The sequence below is a fragment of the Rhodococcus sp. KRD162 genome (assembly GCF_017168335.1).
Classification (GTDB): domain Bacteria; phylum Actinomycetota; class Actinomycetes; order Mycobacteriales; family Mycobacteriaceae; genus Rhodococcoides.
Genome location: NZ_JABFAU010000086.1, coordinates 11,080 through 33,145, shown reverse-complemented (window position 1 = coordinate 33,145; position 22,066 = coordinate 11,080). Strand labels below are relative to the sequence as shown.

Here is a 22,066-nt window from a genome sequence, read left to right as displayed (position 1 = left end):
TTGCTCGGGCGATCTCGATCGTCTACCCCGCGCGGTCGGTGAGCCAGCCGATGATGTCGGCGGTGACCTCGTCGCGGTTGGTCTCGTTGAGGATCTCGTGGCGGGCACCGGGGTAGAGGGTGACGGTCACATCGCTCATGCCGGCCTCGCGGTACCGGGACGCGAGGGTTTCGATCAACTGTCCGCCGCCCGCGAGCGGGTCGTCGGTTCCCGAGGTGATCAGCAACGGGAGGTCGGAACGGATCTGCTCGAGATTGTGCGGATCGGCAAGCTTGTCGGCCTCGCCGAACAGCGCAGGAACTGTCGACTCGGGGAGGTCGAACCCGCACAGTGGATCTGCGACATAAGCGTCGACCTCGTCCTCGTCGCGCGAGAGCCACTCGTATCCGGTGCGGTGCTCGAAGGCGGCGTTGAACACGCTCAGATCGCCCGCGGGGGCGTCGGCCATTCCCGCGGCGAGGACACTGAGTGTGGTCGAACCCGAGAGCACCACGCCCTCGTACAGGTCCGATCGTTCGATCAGAACATGCTGCGCGGCAAACGATCCCATCGAATGTGCAAACAAGAACAACGGTAGATCCGGGTACTCGTCGAGCAGCGATTCCCCGAGCTGTTCGATGTCGGCCCACAATCCGGCAAAGTCCGCGGCACCGAAGTCGCCCGGAGTCTGGACGATCGACTGGCCGTGGCCGCGGTGATCGGACGCGACGGCATGGAAGCCCGCGTCGTTCAATGCGGCGGCGAATCGGGCGTACCGGCTGCCGTGCTCGGCGAGTCCGTGCGCGATCTGCACGACGCCCCGGACCGGGTCGGCGGACGTCGCCCACGTGTAGGTACTGATCTCGATGTCGTCCTGCTTGGATACGAACGACGATGCGTTGGCCACGGGTGACTCCTCGAAACGGCGATGGGAACGAGACTCGAACCTATCTCCTACGCGTTCACTATCGGGTCGAAATGCGAGACGGCGGGGAACGGCTCGCAGAAATGACGCGAGAGGGTCAGGTTCACGAACCCGGGCATCGAGGAGATGATCGATTTCGCGTCGGCGAAGGCGGCTTCGAATTCGTCGGTTCGGTGGGGAATGACCTGCAGTAGGGCGTGTTCGACGATTACCGGGACAGTGTGCGAGGCGGACTCGGGAACCGGATCGGTGGGCCTGGAGCTCTAGACACCCGAGATTCCGAACGCCGTGGCCTTACGGACGCAATCCACACGTGAGACCGCACCGAGCTTGGCGTAGATGTTGGTCAGGTGGCGCTTCACCGTGGATTCGGTGATGCCGAGTTCTCGCCCTATTTGCCAATTGGAACGTGCTTCGGCCAGCAGGTGTAGTACTTCGAGTTCTCTGGGCGACAACAGGTTCGGCAGTCCGGTCGTCTCGGAGTCGAACGCGGAGCTGATCGAATCGCGACTGGTGGACAGCAGCACGTTGTCGGGACTCCGATGGACGGAATGCAGACCGGCGATCAGCTGATCTCGTGCCACGGTCTTGGACAGAAACGCCGACGCTCCGGCATCGAGCAGGCTCCGCAACAGTTCTGCGTCCTGGTGCATCGACAGGACAACGATGGAAACCGTCGGTGCCGCTTTCCGAATCGCCGTCACCACTGCGTGCGCTCCTGGACCCGGCATTTCGATGTCTACCACGGCGATGTCCGGAACGACTCGGGTGATGACCTCGATGGCGGTCGCTCCGTCCGGGCACTGCGCGACTACCGTGAACGCTGGGTCGGTCTCGATCAACGCAGCAAGACCGTCGCGGAAGAGCGTGTGGTCGTCGGCGAGGACCACACGGATGGCGTTACCGGTCACCAACGGTTCCTCCCGAGCGTCTCGGCGGTGCGCTCGAGTAGCGGCAGCTGAACCTCGACCGTGGTTCCGCTCCCCGGATCCGCTGTGATAACGGCACGCCCACCCAGCAACTCGGCACGCTCGCGAATCGACGCCAGTCCGCCCACGTTCTTGATCGCGGTGACGGCTCCGACATCGAAGCCGCACCCGTTGTCGCGGACGACCGCGCGCAGTCTGTCCTGGTCGGTGGCGAGTTCGACGGTGATCGCGTCGGGCTTGCCGTGGATGACAGCATTACGGATCGCCTCTCGGAGCAAGAGATAGAGCTCCTGAGCAACTTCATTCGCCAGGCGCGGTTCTTCCCCGCTCACCGTCACTTCCGACACAGTTCCCTCGGGGACGGTCGATTCCAGGTAGGACGCCAACGACTGGCTCAGCGATTCGCCACCCAATCGAACCCACAGGTCCGCCGACACCCGCCGAGTGCTGTCGAAGCTCGACTTGATCGACTCGCGCGCGGTGGAGAGGTGGGCATCGGCTCGAACAGGATCCCGTGTGCGGTAATGGTCGTAGAGGTCGAGTTGCTGGAGGGCGGCACCCATTCCGTGCGCAATACGGTCGTGTAGGTCGCGGGCGATCCGGCTCCGCTCGTCCTGCTGTGAAGACAGGAGCTTGGTCAACAGATAATTGACGTACGGGATCGATCCGACCGCCAACCGTTCCTGGATCTCTCGTTGCAGAGTGGTTCCCAGGTCGACGACGACTTCCGTCGCTGCCGGTGGGGTGACCGCGTCGACGAGTACAGGAAACAGCGCTTCGAACATCAAACTGGCCGCTGCCAGTGACTGGGTCGGATGAATTCCTGACTTGGCGCGCTGCTCACCGATAGCTTCGCTCGGATCGGGTGAGGGCAGCGGCGATGAGGGTGTACCGAACGCGGTGAAGGCGGTAGAGACGACGCGGACGACGGCTTCGGCCTGACGCGTCAACTGCACTTGCAGCGATCGGTCGGTGAGGACCGGGTTTCCCGAGCCGTCGAGTAGCGTTGTGTACGCGGCGACCGCGCGCTCGACCAGTCGACTCGGCTCGAAACTCACTTCGTTCACCCCCGCCCTGGAGAACCGAACGGATCGACCCGTCGAAGCCTGATTCGCAACGCCGATCCTGACCGCGCCATATTAGCGGTACAAACAGCGCAATGGGTATCGAGTCCACGCAGGACGGCATGTCGAGGCAGCGGTTCCTTCCGAGACCTCGTCCCACCCGGCTCATCTGTCGCTCATCCGTGGTGGCTGCACGGGTGGGTGGTGCATCGATCGGATGTCACCGAGTTCCGATCACAGCAGCATGCACAGCGCGCCCGTGTGCGCACCGTATTGCGAGTACATGAATGCGTGGTAGGGGGTGCGCTCGTGCCATCGTCGGCGGCCTGCCGCCGCATATATGGTTATCGCCGCTGTTCCGCAACTCAAGACAAGGGCAGGGATCGCGAGTCGCTCTTCCACAGTCCACGCTGCGAGGACCAGTCCTGCTGAGATGATTCCGGCCAGCGACGCGATGATCGGAGAGGTTCCGCGTTCGCTCCACATTGCCAGTGTCGACCGTCCCGCAGCCCGGTCACCCTCGACGTCGGGCAGGTCTTTGGCCAGACCTCCGACTCCCATCCACGCGGACATCGCGATCGCGAAGACGACCACGGCGGGTGAGATCTCGGTGCCGGCTGCATGAAATCCGGCGGCGTAGGTTGCGAGCCCGCCTCCGATCACCGAGACCTGGACTCCCCACACGCGGTTCTTCAACGGCGCGGGTCCGGCGGAGTACAGAAAGCCCAAAGCGATCATGACCAGCGCCGAGACCAGAACCGATCGGCCGGCCAACGAGCAGAGAATCACGCCCGCGCACGCCAATGCAGGTACGAGTTGGCGAGCCACTCCTGCATCGAGTGTGCCCTGCGCAAGTGGTCTGGAGGATCCGTTCACCCGATCTTCGACTCGGTCGGCAAGACCGTTGAGTAGATAGATCGACCAGGTGATGCACAGCCACCCCGCGCAGCACAGTGCGACCGCCCCCCACTGGGGAGCAGTTCGGGCATCGAGCGAGGCGACGGCGACGATCGCAATCACTCGAAGCTGGAAGATGATCTGTACTGCTGGACGAGCTTCGGACCAGGCCAAGCGAAGCGTCGACCGTAGCGGCCGTTCTGGTGCACCAGCAGTGACGTGACGCCTCGGCGATGTGGTGCTTGGACCGACTGATCCGCTACCGATGGCCATATGTCGATCGTCCATGGCGCGGTGAGGTAGGTCTATGACCCGAGGGTCGTAGTCCACTACGACCTTGGTCGTAGTCGAGGGTGCACCTTCGCGGCGACCCCATTGGTTTCGGATGTTCTGCCACTTAGCTTTTGACGTGCAAACCCCGCATTCGACGGAATCGGAACCCGGCGCACGACAACGTCAGTCGCCGTCTCTCATCAGCCTACGAAGGTGGAATGCTCGTGAACACGGACTACGTCTGGTTGGCACTCGGATGGATGGCGTTCGTCGCCATTGTCATCGTTGTGGTCGTCGTTGCGCTGGTGGTTCTGGTACGCGGTCGCCAAGCGGCGTCCCGATCGGTCGATCACCACACGGCACCTGCGAAGAGGGACCCGGCGGATTAGCAATCCGCACGACAGCTCTACCCCGCCCAGCACAGTCGGAGTCGATGCGTTCCCTCTTCGGCGAGCGCGACGCCAGTCCATGGGAGATCTGCGAGATGAATAGATTGACCGCCGCGCAGTCGGCGATGCTGTTCGACCAGATCGCGGACCCCGCGGATGTGGGGAACAACGTCGTGGCATCGGTGATCGTCGAGAGTACGGCATCGGCGTCGGCGCACCGAACTGCGTGGGAGGTGGCCCTGCGCCGCCACCCGGTTCTGACCTGTCGAATCGTTGCCCACGACAGCGGTTTCCGATTTCGGCCGACGGAGCGGGCGCTCTCGGTCGACGTTGCTCGGGTTCCCGATGTTCGTGATCGGAGCGTACGAGAGGATCTCGCTTTTCGTGCGATACAACCGTTCGACCTGTTCGCCGGCCCACTGATTCGCGTGGCGGTCAGATGTGACGGATGCCGTGCGGTGGTATCGCTGGTGGTCCACCACATCTTGATCGATGTCGCGAGCGCACCACTGATTCTCAACGAGTACTTCGCACATCTGAGAGGGCTCGAATTCGGTGAACCGGGAGCGACCATCGATCCCGGAACCAATTTCGAGCATTTCGTGGACGCCGAGGTTGCGTACTTGCAATCCGCCGACGCGGAAGCAGACAGAGCGTACTGGCGCGCCGCTGTGGAGGGTTACTCGAATGATCCGCTCGCCGGTCTGCCGATCTCGACAGACCCCGCTCGCGATCCTCTCGAGCCGTTCGTGCGATTCGAGGCCGAGCCCGACGTCGCCGACGCTCTTCGCGCACATGCGAAGAGGGCGGGTGTGTCGCCTGCCGCGTTGTTCCTGGCGGCCTTCCAGCGTGCTCTGGCCGCTGTCTCGACCTCCGCGACAGCCGACATCGCCGTCGGAATGCCGGTGCTGCAGCGCGACGAACGGCATGTGACGACGCTGGGCAGCTTCACCCAGCTCGCAGTCGCGCGTTCGCATGTCGGGCACTCGTTCGACGACGACCTTCGTGCGGCAGGGATGTCCATTGCGGGTGCCAGGCGTCACGGGCGCCTTCCGATCTCGGAGTACGGTCATCACGCCGCTGAGCCGGCAAACCTGACTCGCACTACCTTTCTCTACGAGCCATCTCATCTGGCATTCGGCACTGCCTTCGTTCTCGGTGATCGCTGGGAGTTCGACCTGGCGGGTTATCTGGCCAACCCGTATCCGATTCCTTCTCAGACCGGCCAGTTCGATCTGCGATTCCAGGTCGGGTTGGTGCACGGAAGGTACGTCTGTGCGGTGCATTTCGGGCCGCTATATCACCGTGCTGCAGTGCTGATCGCCGAACGCATTCGCGACGATCTGGAGCGGATATCGGGAGCGGCGTCCGTCGCTTTCGTCGAACCGGGTCGGTTCGGTTCGGGCTGGTTGCATCCCGCCGATCGTGCACCTGCCCCACCACCCGCCGATGTGATCGCGCGAATCGGAGACGTAGCGCGTTCGTACCCCAACCGGGTCGCGGTGTCGGCCGGTTCGGTCAGACTTGATTACGCAGACCTGTGGCGTTCGGCGAGCCGGGTGGCCCGCCTGCTGAGTGGTCGACGGGGCGAGCTCGTGGCCGTGTCGATGCCGAAACAGCCCGACGCGGTGACGGCCATCCTCGGGGTGATGTTGTCCGGCAACGCTTTCGTCGTCGTGGATCCGACGTATCCCGAGCAGCGGAAAGCGGTCATGTTCGCCGATATCGATGTGGTCGTCGTCGCTGCCGGTACGAGAGATGCGATTCCGGAGACATTCGCAGGGGTCGTCATCGAACACGGCGGCGCAGTCGGGAGTCCTTCGGCCGGCGCGTTTCCGATACCCGATCGCACACCACCGACGAGTGCTGCATATGCCGTGCATACTTCGGGATCGACTGGGCGTCCCAAACGGGTGCTCGTCGGGCGAACAGCACTGGCCCGCTCGACTGCTGCGCGCGATTCGGTGTACGAGGAAGAGCCGCAACGCTTCCTACACCTGTCATCGCTGTCTTTCGACAGTGCATACGCCGGTCTGTTCTGGACGTTGGTGCGGGGAGGCGAGCTGTTGCTCGTCGACACGGGGCAACCGCGCTCGACCTCGGAACTGGCCGACATAGTCGCTCACCGGGGCGTCACGCACGTACTTGCCATCCCGTCGCTGTACGAGGCATTGCTAGACGAGTCAGCGAGCCTGTTCTCCCTGCGACAAGTGATCGTCGCGGGTGAGGAATGCACCGAAGCCCTGGCAGATCGGCACCACGCCACGCTGCCCGGGGCCACTCTCACCAACGAGTACGGCCCCTCCGAAAGTGCGATCTGGTCGACCGCCGATCACATCGAAGCCAATGAGCCGGTCACGATCGGACGAGCCGTACCCGGTATCGGTACCCGTGTGATAGACGAATCCGGTAGTCCGGTCCCAGTAGGAACGTCCGGAGAGCTTCACCTGACGGGCACACTGGCGTACGGCTACGACGGCGATCCGCGCGCAACCGCAGACAAGTTCCGTCCCGATCCGTGGGGGAGCAGCGGACAGCGGGTGTACGCAACAGGGGATCGAGTGCGGATTGCGTCGGACGGGCGACTGCTGTTCGACGGACGAACAGACGAGCAATTCAAGATCTCCGGTTTCCGTATCGAACCGCGAGAGGTCGAGGCGTTGGTACGTCGGGTCACCGGACATCAGTGCGTCGCGGGTGTGGCAGCGGGGCCAGGCGGTCGCCGCGACCTGGTCATCGCCGTCGACGAGGCGGTGTTCGTCGACCTCGATGTCGAATCGATGCTCTCGCGTATCCGTGAGGAGGTGCCAGCACATCTCGCTCCGCGTGCTGTGCGGGCCGTCGAATCGATCCCGCACAACGTCAACGGCAAGGTGGACAGGCGTGCTGTTGCGGCCCTGTTGTCCGAGGTCGAGGTCCCCTCGACCGTGCGGGATGCAGACGACGTACCGTCGTGCGCACACGACGGCGTTCTCCTGGATGCCGTTCGGCATGCGTTGTCGCGTGAGGTGGACGCGAGCCGGACATTCGTCGAACACGGCGGTGACTCGATCGCCGCCATGCGGGTCGTGGGATTTCTGCATCGACGGGGCGTGCAGCTCTCACCTCGCCGACTCCTGGCACCGGTACCGCTACGCGAACTTCCCCTCGACGCGGTACAGGTGGATCCCTCGGTGTTGCCCAGCGTCGATCGCATGGACGCCCTCACCACCAGCCGAGCTCAGCGGGCAATGCTGCTGCAGACCGCGCAGGCGTCCTCGCCCGGGGTCTACGTCGAGCAATTGGTACTCGACCTGATCGGTGACATCGACGTGGACCGTCTCGTCGCAGCATGGCGAGCAGTGTTCGAGGCATACCCCGTCCTCGGTGCGTACGCCACTGCGGCACCGTATCTCACCCTCGACACCGGACGCGCGGGCACCGTTTCGATCGACGTCCGCCACGAGAGAGTGGATTGGAGCGAGGTGCTGAAGGAAGATCGTGCGCGCGGCTTCACGCTGCCGGTCGACCCACTCTCGCGGGTGCTGATCGCGACGAGCAGGGAAGGAGCGCGGGTCCTGTGGACTCATCATCACGCAGTTGCCGACGGATGGTCCCTGCCGGTGATCGTCGCTGGCCTGGCGGCGGCGTACCGCTCGGGTGAGGTCGGTGACCGACACGTCGGATTCGAGTTCTCGGCTGAAGAGTCGGTTACCGCCCATCGATCGATTGCGCGCCCACTGGTGGAATCGCTGTCCGCTCCGACGCAGCTCGAACTCGATGCCACTCGAACCCACACGATCACTCCACCCGTCGATCTCGACGTCGTAGCCGATCGACTCGGCATCACTACGGCTGCTTTGGTCAACACGGTGTGGTCGCTGGTGCTCGGAAATGTCTTCGGAGTACGGACCGTCGAGCACGGAACGGTCGGGAGCGGCCGTCACATCGGCACACCGGGGATGGACCGCGCGGTGGGCATGTTCGTGCGGATCGATCCGATCACCGCTACGTGGACCGACCTCACCGACCTCACCGATCTCAGTGCTCGCATCGCCGATCAGGTGGCCGCCGCGATGGACGGCCCTGTTGTCAGCGGCTGGGCACCCGAGACCCTCGTCGTCGTCGAGAACTACCCGCTCGATCCGTCTGCGCTCTCGTTCGGTCCTGGGATCGAGACAGCAACGGTCGAACTCGTCGAACAGACCGAATTCGCACTGGTGCTGCAGTACCGGACCTGGCCGACCAGTGCGCTCCATCTACACGTCGACACCTCCATCGTCTCGCCCGTGGCCGCAGGTGCCGTGGCGCAGCGCGTTGGAGCCGTGTTGTCGGGGTTGGCCACTGCCACGGGTGATACGCCGGTGGCGGCCATTCTGGGTGCCACCGCGAACCCAGAGATCGGTCACGTTGTCGAGCAATCGGTTTCGGTAGTTGAGCGCGTCGCCGAGAACGCGCGAAACCACCCTGCTCGGATCGCCCTGGTCGACGGTGGCATCCGCTCGACCTACGCCGAACTCGACGAGTATCGTCGAGCCGACGCGGCTCGGTTGCGTGCGGTCGGTGTCGCGCCAGGGCACGTGGTGGCCGTCCACGCAGCGGCGTCGGTTTCGTTGGCTCGTACGCTTCTCGCAATCGCGACCGTGGGCGCCACCTGGATGGTCGTCGACGACGATCTTCCTGCTCAGCGGGTCGATGCCATGCTCGCCCGATCAGGTGCGCACTGGTCGTTGGTGCCCGGCAAGCAGGCCGTGCGGTCGACAGTGGCGCTGCCGACCGCCACGGCGAACGCGACCGACCAGCTCGCGTACCTGATCTTCACGTCCGGTACCACCGGTGAGCCCAAGGTGATCGCCGTGGAGCACGGCTCGCTTGCCCGCCACCTTTCCGGCACGTGCGCACGATTCGACTATCGACCCACCGATGTCGTATTGGTGTTCGGATCGGTGGCATTCGACGCCTCGCTCGAACAGTTGTTGGGTGCACTGTATGTCGGTGCGACGGCGGTCGGCAGACCGAATCACCTCGTGGCACCCACCGAACTCGCGCAGTTTCTCGATGAATTCGCCGTCACGGTGTTCAATCCGCCCACCGGGTACTGGACTCAGTTCACCTCCACCGCGCTGCCCCCGAGTGTGCGCACGGTCATTGTCGGCGGTGAGGCACTGCCGGCATGGGCAACTCGAGTGCCGGACGGGGTGGCTCTATGGAACGCCTACGGCCCGACGGAGGCGGTGGTCACGGCGCTCGCGCACCGCGTCGATGCCCGGTCGATCGATCCGGTACCGATCGGCACCTCGCAGCCGGGGCGCGATGCGGCGGTCCTCGGCCCCGACCTGACGCCAGTGGCCGACGGCGTGATCGGCGAGATCTGGTTGACCGGCATTCTGGCAGCAGGCTACCTGGGAGACCCTAGAAGTACCGCCGATGTATTCCGACCGAACGCGGCCGTGGGAGCATCGGCGGGCGAACGTATGTATCGCACAGCTGATCTGGGGTTCAGGGGCGCCGACGGTTCGATCACGTTCGTGGGTCGGGTCGATCGTCAGGCCAAGGTTCGAGGATACCGAGTCGATCCGGCGGAAATCGAGACCGCGGCTGTGGCAGTGGACGGTGTGATCTCGGCGCGAGCATTGCTCGTCGCCCCAAGCGAGGGTGTGGCGGCTCGCATCGAATGCGCTGTGGTGGTTCGAGATATGGACTCTCGATCCGTTCGTGCGGCGATGGGATCGACCCTGCCTTCCCATCTGGTGCCCGCGCGCGTGCACGTGATCCCCGAGCTGCCGCTGACCCGAAACGGGAAAGTGGACGACGGTGCGTTGCGCACGCGGATTCTCGCTGCCACGTCGGCAGTGAGTGACCCTGGCGACGCCGCTGACATCGATGGGATCGTCACCTCGGCGGTGCGGGAGGTCATCGGCGTGACCGATCGCAACACCGGGTTCGTTTCCGCCGGAGGCGATTCGCTGCGTGCACTGGAACTGGCGGCGATAGTGCGGCGAAGTGGTGTCGTCCTCGACGTACAGGTAGCCCTCGCCGATGGCACCGTCGATGCCCTGGTGGCAACGGCATCCCTCGACCCCTCCGCCATGGCGCTCGGCACTCAGCCGAATCGCAGTCGTCTTCTGCCACCTGCAGTGCACTGGTTCGCAGACCGCGTGTCGAGCGAGCCGATCTCGCAGTGGAACATGGCAGTTCGACTCGATCTGGACTTTCTGCCAGACAGTACCCGCGTGGACGCGGCAGTAGCCGAGGTGCTTCGCGTACACCCCATGCTTCGCGTCCGCCTCGAACGATCGGACTCGATTCTGGAGTTCGTTCTCGGCGAATCATCCCCTGTTCTGTTCTTCTTCGACACTGTTGAACTCGAAGTGACGAACGCGTGCAAGCGCGTGTTCAACATGCTGACCTGCCGAGTCGGCATCGACAACGGCACTCCGATCGGCTTCGGCGTCGTCCGAGCGGTGGACACGGGCACGGCCACGATCATCGTGCTGGCGCACCACCTCGTCATGGATGTCGTATCGCTGCACATCGTTGCGGGCGATCTGTTGGAGGTCATCACCGACCGCAACCGCGACGCTCGACTTCCTGCCGAACACACCAGCGTGCACGAGTGGGTGCAATGGCTGGCTTCCGAGGCGAGCGCGCCCGGCGCGTACGAGCGATGCCGCGCGGCGTATCGAGGATCGGCGGTGGCGGACGCTGATGTCGGACGTATCGACCCGGGTACCGAGGGTGGTGCGGTCTCGGCGCGGCGAAGTGTTCCAACTGCGGTCATCGACGCGGCGACGGCAGCCATCGGGGCCAGTGTCGAGGAGATCCTGCAGTCGGCGGCGGTCACGGCGTACTCCGAAAACACGGGCGCATCGCAGGTCGTCATCGAAGTCGAGACGCACGGGCGTGAGCTCGGCGCGCAGGGTATCGATCTCACCCGAACCGTCGGGTGGTTCACCGGATTGTCGGCCGTTCCGGTGCACCCCGCGACACCGGGAGAGCAGATCGCCGAGATCCGCTCGAGACGAACATTTCTCGGCACAACCGGCCAACTACCCGCGGTGTTGCGGTACGTCCTCGGGACCGACCCGTGTCCCGGTCTGCGTCCGCACCTCGGTGTGAACTACGTGGGGCGACTCGACGAGGATCGGACGGGCTCGGCGGTTGTGTACGGCGAGGGATACCTACGTGCCGCTCACGCTGCGAGACCGGTCGCCGTACAAATCGACGCCTGGTTCTGTGGAGGAGAATTCGTCGTGGCGGTCGAACACGTCGACGCTGCGTCGGCGGAATCGGTCGCGGACGCGATCGTCGCGGCACTGACGGCTGCGTCGACGGCTCGGCCGATAGCGGTCGAGGCTGGCCTGTGTGCTGTCGATCTTCGTGGCAACACCATCGACGACGTTCTTGCTGCCGGTCCCGTCGTAGCCCTCGCGCCGCTCACCGAGGTACAGGAGGCGATGTACCTTCGCAGCGGGTCCGATCCCGGTGCTGCCTACGTCGAGCAGATCGTTCTGGGATTGCCGGAGGGCGTCGAGATCGACCGCCTCTGTGCAGCCGTGAGATCGGCGGTTGCGGTGATGCCGCTTTTCCGTAGCGACATCGTGTGGGAAGGACTTGCCGATCCGATCTTGGTGGTGCGAGCACACACAGAACCGGTCGTCGTGCACGACGCATTCGATGCAGGAGCCGAAATTGATTCTCTAGCAAAAGGTTCAGCGCTGTTTCGGGCCACTGTCTCGGACGGCGTGTTGGCCCTGACCTTTCACCATCTCGTCGCGGACGGATGGACTGTGCGGATGTTGTTGCAGCACATCGATGATTGCTACCTGGGTCGTCCGGTCTCGACCGAAGCGGATCACCGGATGCTCCTGCACATGGTGGTGTCGGCGAATCGAGAGCGGTCCCCTTCACTCGATCGTTCTTCGGCCACGCTGCTGCCACCGTTCGATCACGATGCACCCGAGGCGGGATTCGGCAACATCGACTTGACTCGCTCGATCGAACCGAGGGCTGCCCGGCAGCTGCGGAGAGCCGCCGCCCGACACGGCGTCACGCTTGCGTCGCTGGTGCATGCCGGCTGGGCACTGCTGCTCGGTCGATCCGGACCCCACGTGCGTTTCGGCACCGTCGGGCAACACCGTCCTGCCGGTCATGACGATTCGCCCGGCATGTACATCGAAACTCGCACGCTCGACGTGCGATTGCCTGCAAATCGGGACGTTCTGCTGAAGTCCATGCACAGCGCTCTGCGTACGGAGCCCGGATCCGAGGACCACGAACACGACCCGGCCGAAGTCGTCATGGTCGGTGTCGGTGCGATGTACGAGACCGCAGTGATCGTCGACGATGCGCGAGGAACCGGTGCGGCCGCAGAGTTTCTCGGTCGTCCTGTCGATGTCGTGTCGACCCGTGAACGCACTGGTCTCGCACTGACCGCATCGGTGATCGACCACGGTGCCGCATCGGGCATCGAGGTGACTCTCAACTGCGATCTCGAACAGGTGTCCCAGCACGACGGCCACCGCACTCTCGGCGATCTCCTCGCGATCCTGAGCCACCTCGCAGAGCCTTCCGATTCCACGGCGCAACTCGTTCTCGATCAGCCCATCACCACCACTGCCGACTCTGCACCGAGGAGCACACGTTGACCACCACCAGCACGGCCATCGACGTCGGAACCGACGCGACGGCGTGGATCGACTCTCATCTACTCGAGCTCCGCGAGATTCTGGCTATCGAGGGCGTACTGCGTCTGCGGGGTCTCGGAGAGTTTGTCACCGAGTTCGACGCGATCACCGAAACCGTGACCGGTGCTCCGCCTATCGAGTACCGCGGTGGCGTGACGCCACGGACCAGAATCGACGGGAACGTGTACTCGTCCACGGATTTCCCGGCGGAGTACGCGATCGATCTGCATTCGGAGATGGCCTACTCGCGGACCTGGCCGCTCTACCTCGCATTCTGCTGCGTGCAGCCTGCCCGTTCGGGCGGGGCGACTCCTCTGGCATCGACGGTCGAGGTTGCCGAGCGGATCCCGAGCGCGCTCGCCGAGCGTCTCCGGCTCCTCGGCATCCGATACAGGCGAGCATTTCACCCGGTTCTGGGTACCGACTGGCGCAGCGCGTACGGCGTGAACGACGAGGCCGAGCTTGTCGATGCTGCCGCCCGACGCGGAGAGGACATAGCGATCGACGGTGACGTCGTCACGTCGTCGTGGACGCTACCTGCATACCGAATCTGCGACGGTGGAGTCGAGTCCTGGTTCAACCAGATGGTCGCGTTCAACGTGCGCACGCTGCCTTCAGGGGTGCGAGAGGACTTGCTCGACGTCGTGGGTGAGGACGGAATTCCCAAGAACACTCTGCTCGGTGACGGTACGCCGTTCGTCGAATCCGACATCGACGCGGTGCGTGATGCCGTCGACGCGACGTCCATCACCGTGCCCTGGTCGGCAGGAGATCTGACCATCGTCGACAATCGCCGCTTCGCGCACGGACGGCAGCCGTACACCGGCTTCCGGGAGGTGCGGGTGTGCATGACCGGAGAGGGGAGTTGGGCATGACCGCCGATACGGTGTTCGCTCGTTTGGCCGGGGCCTGGATCGCAGTCGACGGCGGCGTCGACCGTCAGCGGAACGGGGTGTCGGCCCATGTGGCCAACGTCTCCGCCGAAGCTGCCGAGACTGCCGTCCGCGCTGCCCTGACCCCGTTTCTGTTGGGACAAGGCGCTATTGGTTCGCTGCGGACGATACGCACCGGCTCCGGTTGGATGGTGGAGGTCGGTGACCTCACCATCACGGCCACATCCGATCGAGTTGAGGTCTCCGGCCAGGTAGACCAGTGGAGACTCGATTCGGTTGTCGCGTCTTCGATAGCGACCGAAACAGCACGCGCACTCGGTGAGGACGTCGCCGGTCACGAGTTCCCGCCCGCGGCCGGCAACTTCGAGCACGTCGATGTCGTCGAACGTATCCGCACACACGCGCGAACCACACCCGGCCGCACTGCGGTTCGGTCGGTCGCCGAAACGCTGGACTACGCCGACCTGGTGCGCGCCGCCGAGGCGCGAGCCGACGAGCTCGACGCGTCGCGCGCCGCTCAGGTGGTTGCGGTGCGATTCGACCGGTCGATCGGCTCGGTGGTGAACCTGCTCGGAGTCGTGATCTCGGGTCGCGCATATCTGTTGTTGTCCGCCGACGACGAATCCGGTTATGCCCGTGCAGCGTCGACCATCGCGTCCGGCATGGAGTCGCCCTCGGGCGAGTTCGACCGAACGTCGAACTCTGGCGCCGCGTACGTGCAGTTCACATCGGGTACTTCGGGGAAGCCCAAGGCGATCATCGTCGAACGACCGCAGCTGTCGGCCTACTGTGCGTTTCTCGAGGCCGAAAACCTCTGCGGCCCTGGCGTGACCATGCCGGTCCTCAGTGCTCCCGAGTTCGACGCCATCGTCAAACAGATATGGGGCCAGCTCACTGCCGGAGGAACGGTGGCGCTGCCCGAGTCCGGGGACGTCCTACGGGAGATCGACCGAGCTACCGCGATCGACAACGTGTCGATCAACACGGTGCCGGCGGTGTGGAATCAGTTCCTGGATGTCGCGACCCGACGTCCGATCAGATCCAAGGGAACGCTACTGCTCGGGGGCGAGGCGCTCGACCCTGGTCTTGTCGACCGTACCCGGGCCCTGTGGCCGGGCGTACGTATCGTCAACCTGTACGGACCGTCCGAATGCACCTCCAACGCAACGTGGTTGAGCGAGGTCGACCACCGACGCGACCGCACTCCCATCGGGAGCGCTATTCGCGGTTCGGTCGCAGTCGTACTCGATGACGAGCTCACCGCCGTTCCCGTCGGCGCTGTCGGTACCCTGCACATCTCGGGCGACAGCGTTGCACGCGGCTACCACAGCGACACGCGTCGTACCGCGTCCTCGTTCCTGCCGATGGCAGTGGACTGCGGTACCGGTCGGGGTGCCAGGATGTACGCGACCGGAGACCGCGTACGAGCAACGTCGGACGGCCTGGTCTACCTCGGACGCGCCGACGCGGAAGTGAAGGTGAACGGAGTCCGCGTCGATCTCGAGGCTCTGCGCAACGATATTTCCGTTGTGCCAGGGGTGACGAGCGCCGCTGTGGTCCTGGTCGACGGCGTGATCGAGGTCGTCATCGAATGCCCGTCGTCGCAACGGGACGACGTGGTCGAATCGGTGCGAGAACGAGTCGGCACCACCTGGCGACGTGAATTGCGCACCAGCCGAGTGCGGTGGGTGCCGGAAATCCCTCGCACCGAAGTGGGCAAGGTCGACGTATCCGCCCTTGCCCGGCCTGCGGACCGGCAGGCGATACCGGAAGACCTCGAACCGACTGCGGCAGCCGAAGCATCCGCAGCACCGCACCGCGTGCTAGAGACGATCTGGACCTCCGTGCTCGGATCCGAGCCGACTCGGTCGTCGTCCATCGTTGCGCTCGGCGGCGATTCGATGAAGCAGCTCAAGATCGTCGCGCTGTACCGTCGTATCCTCAAAGTGGATGTCTCGCTGCATGATTTCAAGCAACGTGACACCCTTGGGGAACACGAGGATCTACTTCTCGAGCGCGTCGACGTCGCCCACCTGGACCGCATGGCCGCATCGTTGAACGAGGCGAAACGGTGAGCGACATCGATCTCCTCCTCGCCGTCGCAGATACGGTCGTCGACGAGAGGCGTGCAGCAGATCAGCGGGCACCGAGCCCTTATCAGGAACGGCTCTGGAGAGCGCATTGCGCCGCACCGGAGACAGCGTATTCGGTCCCGTGTGTGTTCGATCTGGATGGTGGAAACAGCGAAAGCGTCCTCGCGGCGATCCTCGAGGTCATCGCAACACATGAGGTGTTCGCCACGCGCATCGTCGACGCGGACGACTCCGGCCTCGCGCTCGAGCCTGTCGGCCCAATCGTTCCCGAGATCGTTGTCGTGGACGACATCGACGCCGCCACCGCGGAACTGCTTGCTCGTGGGTGGTCGAGTGGGCCGTTGGCGCGTGTGGCTCTCTTTCGCCGAGAGGGCTGGTCGGACCGTATCGCGATGGTGTTTCACCACGCCGTGATCGACGGCCATTCCGTCTCGCTTCTGATCGCAGACGTCGCCCGGGAGCTCGCCGAACCCGGTGCGTTCTCGACTCGGGCTCGGCCGCGGTACCTCGATGTGGCGCGCGTGCGCCGCTCGTCGAGGTCGTGGTGGACCGACTACCTGTCGACGGTGCCCTATCGCCGGGCCTGGCGGCCATCCGAGCCCGGTGAACCCCTCGTCAGCCGCGCATCGGTGGATGCCGGCCGCCGTGACGCCTCGAGCTGGTTCGCCGCAGTGGCCGTCACGCTGTCGAGACTTCTCGGCACGGAAGTTCTGTGCATGTCGGTCCCACTGGCCAACCGACGGGAGGTCGAGGAATTCGACGTGGTCGGGCCATTTGTGAGCACGGTGCCGTTGGTCGTCGAGATCTTCGAGAACGACAGCCTCGGCACTGTTCGTAGCCGTATCGACGCGTTGATCGAGAATGCGAGCGGGCATGCCGACGTCGATTTTGCAGGCGTTGTCGCTGACCTGCGCGAGGATGACCCCGAGTTCTTTCTGCCGACCGAGCTGTTCGTCAATCTCCAGAGCGCCGATCGGTCCGAGATCTCGCTGGGCGGCGGGACAGCCCGTCCGGTCGCGGTACACACAGGTGAGATGAAAGCCGCACTGACGGTGAGTATCTCGGCGAACGGATCACCGGAGGTGCAGATCGAGTCAGCCCTGCCCGGTTGGTCGGCTGTGACACACGATGGAATCCGAGACGTTCTGCTCGACGCACTCGACGCAGATTCGGCCGTATCGGTCGCAGAATTCTCGGTTGGTCTCACAGGTGCGCCCACGTCTCGAGCGACGGTCGACACCTCGATTCTCGCGCCGCTGCTGTCCTCGGCCGACGACTCCCGCGTTGCTCTGGTAGCGCCGGATCGCGTCCTCACTCGCGCGGAGCTGGTTCAGGAAATTCGTGTGCGTGCAGCAGTTCTGGCGCACCACAGGGTGGTCCCCGGAGACACAGTGCTGTTGTCGGTCGAGCGTGACCACGAGTTCGTGGCATGGGCGGCGGCGATCATGGCGCTCGGAGCAGCGTACGTTCCGGTCGATACTCGTCACGGAGCAGCCCGCGTCGCGTCCGTTGCCCACCAGTCGAATGCGAAGGCCGGTGTGTTCGCCGACGTCAACCTGTCTCCGCTCGGTCTCGACACGATCGACCGTACGTTGGTGGTAGCCGAAACCGCATCCGTCGAGCTGCCGACTCTCGTCTCGGATCTTCCCGCATACGTCATCTTCACCTCGGGCACCACCGGCACTCCGAAGGGAGTTCCGGTCACGCACGCCAACCTGCTGGCGCTGCGCGATGCCACTGCTTCCATCATCGAGCCGGACGACATCGTGTCCGCAGTGCACGCGTTCACCTTCGACTTCAGTGTCTGGGAGATATGGACGGCGCTCTCTCGCGGTGCACGCGTGGTGATCTACGACGAGCACGTCGCTCGCGACCCTTTCGAGCTGGCCGTGCGGCTCAATCGAGATCGTGTCAGCGTTGTGTCGCTGACGAACTCGGCGTTCGGATCGCTCATCGGGGCGCGGCCGGTTCTGCCGTCGTTGCGACGCGTGGTGCTCGGCGGGGAGCAGGTCTCGTCCGCCTACGTGCAGCAGTGGTTCGACGCAGTCGAACACCCGGCGGATCACGTCGAAGTCGTCAACATGCTCGGTGCCACCGAGACCACGGTCCACACGACATGGCGGGTGGTCACCAGTTGCGATCTGGAGGCCTCCGCCGTCCAGGTAGGACAATCGCTCTCTCACCTCGACGTCGTCGTTGTCGATGCGGTCGGTCGGGCGCTGCCGAGGGGCTTCGAAGGGCAGATTGCCGTTCGTGGAGCAGGTCTGGCTCTCGGCTATCTCGGACTCGCTCGTGCGACGGCCTCGCGCTTCGTCCCCGATCCGTTTCCCGGCGCACTTCCTGGTTCGCGGCTCTACCTCACCGGTGACAAGGGGCGATGGCTCGCGCCAGGCGAACTGTACGTCGACGGACGCATCGACTCCCAGGTCAAAGTCCGCGGACACCGGATCGAACCTGCCGGGGTCGAAGCCGTTTTCGAGCAACTCCCCGGCGTCCGGCGAGCCTGCGTCGTCGCCCACGAGAATCGTCTGCTCGCCTTCGTCGACGCCGCCGATGATTGCGGGGATCTGTACGCAGGTGCCGCCGTCGGTTTGGCTGCCTACGAGATACCGGACCGAATCCATCGGGTGCGCGAGTTCCCGATGACGGTGAACGGCAAGCTCGATCGGCGACTGGAGTCACTGAAAGCAGTTGCGCTCGCGCCGGAATCGGTTCGGCGTGCCACATCGGATTCCGCTACGGGGTGGTTCGAGCGCGCGCTCGTCGATGCGCTGGGAGTGCCAGAGTACGACGCGGACCGCTCGTTCCTGGCCAACGGTGGCGATTCGATCCTCGCAGTACGCCTCGTCAGCGATGTCCGTTCTCGTGGAACCGAACTCGGTATCGCCGATGTACTCGGGGCGTCGAGCCTCGGAGAGCTCGCCGAACTCGTTTCCGATCGTGGGCCGAGAATCGAGTCCGAAGACGAAGAACTGCAGCCGTTCTCGCTGATCGACGCCGAAGTCCGCGATGGCCTTCCGTACGACGTTGCCGATGCGTACCCGTTGTCGGCGGCGCAGCAGGGCATGTTGTTCCATATCCTTTCCGATTCGACTGTTGGCGTCTACCACAACACGGTCAGCGTGCGTATTCGCGGTGGGCTCGATCCGTTGGCTTTTCGGGTGGCACTCGCCGATACCATGCGCAGGCACGAGGTGCTACGCACCTCGGTCGACGAATGGAGTGCGGCGGAGCCACTGCAATTGGTGCATCGGCATGTGGTCACGCCGCTGTCGGTGGTGTCGGTGCCTGCCGGGTCGGACGCCGAGGCCCTGATCGACGAGATCGTCTCCTCGGAACGAGTGCGTCCGTTCGATCTCGCCCGCGCGCCGCTGTTTCGTCTCACGCTGGTCCGCGTCGCACCCGGAGAGGACCAATTGATCATCAGCGACAGTCACCTCGTGCTCGACGGGTGGAGTTGGACCTCGACACTGGCCGAGGTCATCGACCGGCACAATGCTCTGCTCCGACGAGATCAGGCATACGACACCAACTATCCACCCGTACCGGTCAAGTTCGTCGACTTCGTTGCAGCCGAACTCCGTGCACGATCGTCCTCAGCGACCTCGCAGGCATGGTCGGAGCACCTGCGCGGCGTCCGGCCGCGACGGGTGGCCGATCTTCGCGGTATCGGCGACAGAGACGTCCGACGCACGGAGATCGACGCTGATGATCTGCGTGAACGTGCCGCAGCTGCAGGGATTTCCGTCCGTCACCTCGCGATGGCGGTGCACGTTCACGCGCTTGCCGACGTCTTCGGCGATCGTCAGCTGGTCACCGGTACGACCGCCAACGGCCGACTCGAGCGCGAGGGCGGTGTCGATGCCCGCGGAATGTTTCTGAACATGCTGCCACTGCAGCTGCGTGCCCTGGCCGATCCGATTGCGACAGCCGAGGAATGCGCTCGTGCAGAGGCCGCCATGATGCCGCATCGACACCTCCCGAATGTGGACATCACGACGACGATCGGCAAGGGGCCGTTGTTCGACTATGGATTCAATTTCGTTCGTTTCCATCGTCTTTCGGACATCGAAAAGACACACACGTTCGGTTCGAAGGACGACGATTCCCATTTCTCGCAGGAGGACACAGATTTCGCCTTGATGGCAACGTTTTCGATACACCCACCCGAGCATCGGCTCGCGTTGATGCTCGTCGTCGATACCGCTCGGGTGTCGCCACTGCGGCACCGACGGATCGTCCAGGCGTACCGCGCCGCATTGGCCCGAGCGGCGACCGCGAACGGTACCACCGAAGGAGACACATCGTCATGAAAACACTTCTCGCAGTTCTACTTCGAGGTGGCCGCGGAGTCTCGGCCTTGGCTGTGATCGCGGGAATCGTCACCGGCGTTGCCACGATCGGCATGGTTGCGACCATCACCAGCGCGGTGACCTCGGACACCGGATTCGACGGGCTGGCACCGTTCGTCGCTGCGGCGGTGGCGGTGCTGCTGTCCGGTGCGTTGGCGTCGAATGCATTGGTTCGGGTGACACAGAAGTCGGTCGATCGACTACGCACGAGGCTCGTCGACGACCTTCTGACCGTGCCACTGGGCCGATTCGAGTCGCTGCGCACTGCGCGCGCGATGGCGGTACTCACCGAGGACCTCGCGGCGGTGGGGCAGGCTGTGCAGTCCTTGCCGTTGTTGCTCATCAACTCGGTGATCGTCATCTGCGCGTTGGGGTACGTGGGCATACTGTCACCGATCGCACTGGGTGTGTTGGTACTGGTCATCGTCGTAGGTGGGAGTGCTTACGCGTTTGCCAACGGCAAGGCCGGAGCGTACATGTACCGAGCCCGGGAAGCTCAGGACGAACTGCACGAGACCTACCAGGCCGTGACTCACGGCTTCAAAGATGTCAAACTCAGCTCCCGACTGAGGACATCGTTGGTGGAGCAGGATCTCCGTCGGCAATCGGCCGACTACGCACGCAGCGTCGTCAGAGGCTCCACCGTCAGCCTGGTCACGGGTTACTGGGGGCAGATGCTCTTCCTGGCATGCGTCGGTGCCGTCGCTTTCGGCGGGGATGCCCTGGGTATACCGACGCAGGATCGGGTCGGGGTAGCTCTCGCAGTTCTGTACCTCAACACCCCGCTCGTGACCGTGCTCAACATCGGACCAGTTCTGTCGCGGGCCGTTGTAGCTCTGCGCCGAATAGGTGAGGTCGCGACGTTGCGTGAGGACAGCGAGATCGTCGTCGACGCCGAGCGTCCTGCGGTGGTCGACGAGGTCGGTGTCGAGGAGGTGACGTTCGCATACGACGCGACCTCGCCAGGGGAGGCATTCGCGATCGGACCGGTCTCGCAGCGCTTCACCCGCGGAACCATCACCTTCCTCGTGGGTGGAAATGGAAGCGGCAAGAGCACACTGGGCCGTGTTCTGGCCGGATTGTATACCCCGGACGGCGGTTCGCTCGAGGTCGACGGCAGGGCGCTTTCACCGGAGGAGATCGTCGCCTATCGGGAGAACGTGTCGGCATGCTTCGCCGACACATATGTGTTCGGTCGGTTGCGCTCGGCCGATCCCGAGGTCGTTGCGCGTGCCCGATACTGGTTGCACGAGCTCGGGCTCGACGCCGTCGTCCAGCTCGACGGGGAACGGATGATCTTCGAGGGACTCTCCAGCGGACAACGCAAGCGGCTGGCCCTCGTGGAAACGCTGGCCGATCCGCGCGATGTCGTAGTGCTCGACGAGTGGGCCGCAGAACAGGATCCGGAGAACCGTCACCGCTTCTACACACAAATTCTCCCGCGTATCCGCGATGAAGGCCGGATCGTGATCGTCGTGACGCACGACGATCGCTACTTCGACCTATGCGATCACCTCGTCAAACTCGAGCGGGGTGCGCAGGTGCTCGTCGACCAGCCCGTACACAACTGACGCAAGCCATCACGCAGCAACCAGTCCAAGGAACA

10 protein-coding genes are annotated in these 22,066 nt (G+C 64.3%); 6 read left to right on the top strand and 4 right to left on the bottom strand.

All coding sequences use genetic code 11. From position 1 onward, the window contains the following. Positions 1 to 22: 22 nt before the first annotated feature. The 4 genes from J1M87_RS27795 to J1M87_RS27780 form a co-directional block, all read right to left on the bottom strand. Positions 23 to 886, bottom strand: coding sequence for an alpha/beta hydrolase (locus J1M87_RS27795; RefSeq protein WP_307830938.1), 864 nt, complete (start codon positions 884 to 886; stop codon positions 23 to 25). Between the two features lie 281 nt (positions 887 to 1,167). Beyond that, the gene (locus J1M87_RS27790) at positions 1,168 to 1,815 is read right to left on the bottom strand and encodes a response regulator transcription factor (RefSeq protein ID WP_206492871.1); all 648 of its coding nucleotides are present in this window, start codon (positions 1,813 to 1,815) and stop codon (positions 1,168 to 1,170) included. Next, a complete protein-coding gene (locus J1M87_RS28945; protein ID WP_206492870.1) occupies positions 1,812 to 2,891 on the bottom strand; it encodes a sensor histidine kinase in 1,080 nt (359 codons plus the stop codon). The genes J1M87_RS27790 and J1M87_RS28945 overlap by 4 nt, the downstream gene beginning before the upstream one ends. A 240-nt stretch (positions 2,892 to 3,131) precedes the next feature. After that, complete coding sequence (locus J1M87_RS27780) at positions 3,132 to 3,968, bottom strand: UbiA family prenyltransferase (protein WP_206492869.1); 837 nt, start codon at positions 3,966 to 3,968, stop codon at positions 3,132 to 3,134. Between the two features lie 323 nt (positions 3,969 to 4,291). Here J1M87_RS27780 and J1M87_RS27775 point away from each other — a divergent pair, with 323 nt between their 5' ends. The 6 genes from J1M87_RS27775 to J1M87_RS27750 are packed head-to-tail and all read left to right on the top strand — an operon-like array spanning position 4,292 to position 22,031. Further along, positions 4,292 to 4,456 (top strand): hypothetical protein, encoded by a 165-nt coding sequence (locus J1M87_RS27775; RefSeq protein ID WP_206492868.1) that lies wholly within the window; start codon positions 4,292 to 4,294, stop codon positions 4,454 to 4,456. A 44-nt stretch (positions 4,457 to 4,500) separates the two neighbouring features. After that, positions 4,501 to 13,083 carry an AMP-binding protein gene (locus J1M87_RS27770; RefSeq protein WP_206492867.1) on the top strand — a complete coding sequence of 2,861 codons (8,583 nt, stop codon included), beginning with the start codon at positions 4,501 to 4,503 and terminating at the stop codon, positions 13,081 to 13,083. Next, entirely contained in the window at positions 13,080 to 13,997 is a 918-nt protein-coding gene (locus J1M87_RS27765; protein ID WP_206492866.1) for a TauD/TfdA family dioxygenase, read from the top strand. The genes J1M87_RS27770 and J1M87_RS27765 overlap by 4 nt, the downstream gene beginning before the upstream one ends. Continuing rightward, positions 13,994 to 16,090 carry a non-ribosomal peptide synthetase gene (locus J1M87_RS27760; protein ID WP_206492865.1) on the top strand — a complete coding sequence of 699 codons (2,097 nt, stop codon included), beginning with the start codon at positions 13,994 to 13,996 and terminating at the stop codon, positions 16,088 to 16,090. The genes J1M87_RS27765 and J1M87_RS27760 overlap by 4 nt, the downstream gene beginning before the upstream one ends. After that, positions 16,087 to 20,421 (top strand): condensation domain-containing protein, encoded by a 4,335-nt coding sequence (locus J1M87_RS27755; RefSeq protein ID WP_206492864.1) that lies wholly within the window; start codon positions 16,087 to 16,089, stop codon positions 20,419 to 20,421. The genes J1M87_RS27760 and J1M87_RS27755 overlap by 4 nt, the downstream gene beginning before the upstream one ends. Further along, on the top strand, positions 20,418 to 22,031 hold the full coding sequence (locus J1M87_RS27750; RefSeq protein ID WP_206492863.1) for a cyclic peptide export ABC transporter: 1,614 nt from the start codon (positions 20,418 to 20,420) through the stop codon (positions 22,029 to 22,031). The genes J1M87_RS27755 and J1M87_RS27750 overlap by 4 nt, the downstream gene beginning before the upstream one ends. The last annotated feature ends 35 nt before the right edge of the window (positions 22,032 to 22,066 follow it).

Bases quoted from the DNA above. Each gene is read 5' to 3' on its own strand.
- J1M87_RS27770 (WP_206492867.1), top strand. From the start codon at position 4,501: ATGCGTTCCCTCTTCGGCGAGCGCGACGCCAGTCCATGGGAGATCTGC.
- J1M87_RS27750 (WP_206492863.1), top strand. From the start codon at position 20,418: ATGAAAACACTTCTCGCAGTTCTACTTCGAGGTGGCCGCGGAGTCTCG.
- J1M87_RS27760 (WP_206492865.1), top strand. From the start codon at position 13,994: ATGACCGCCGATACGGTGTTCGCTCGTTTGGCCGGGGCCTGGATCGCA.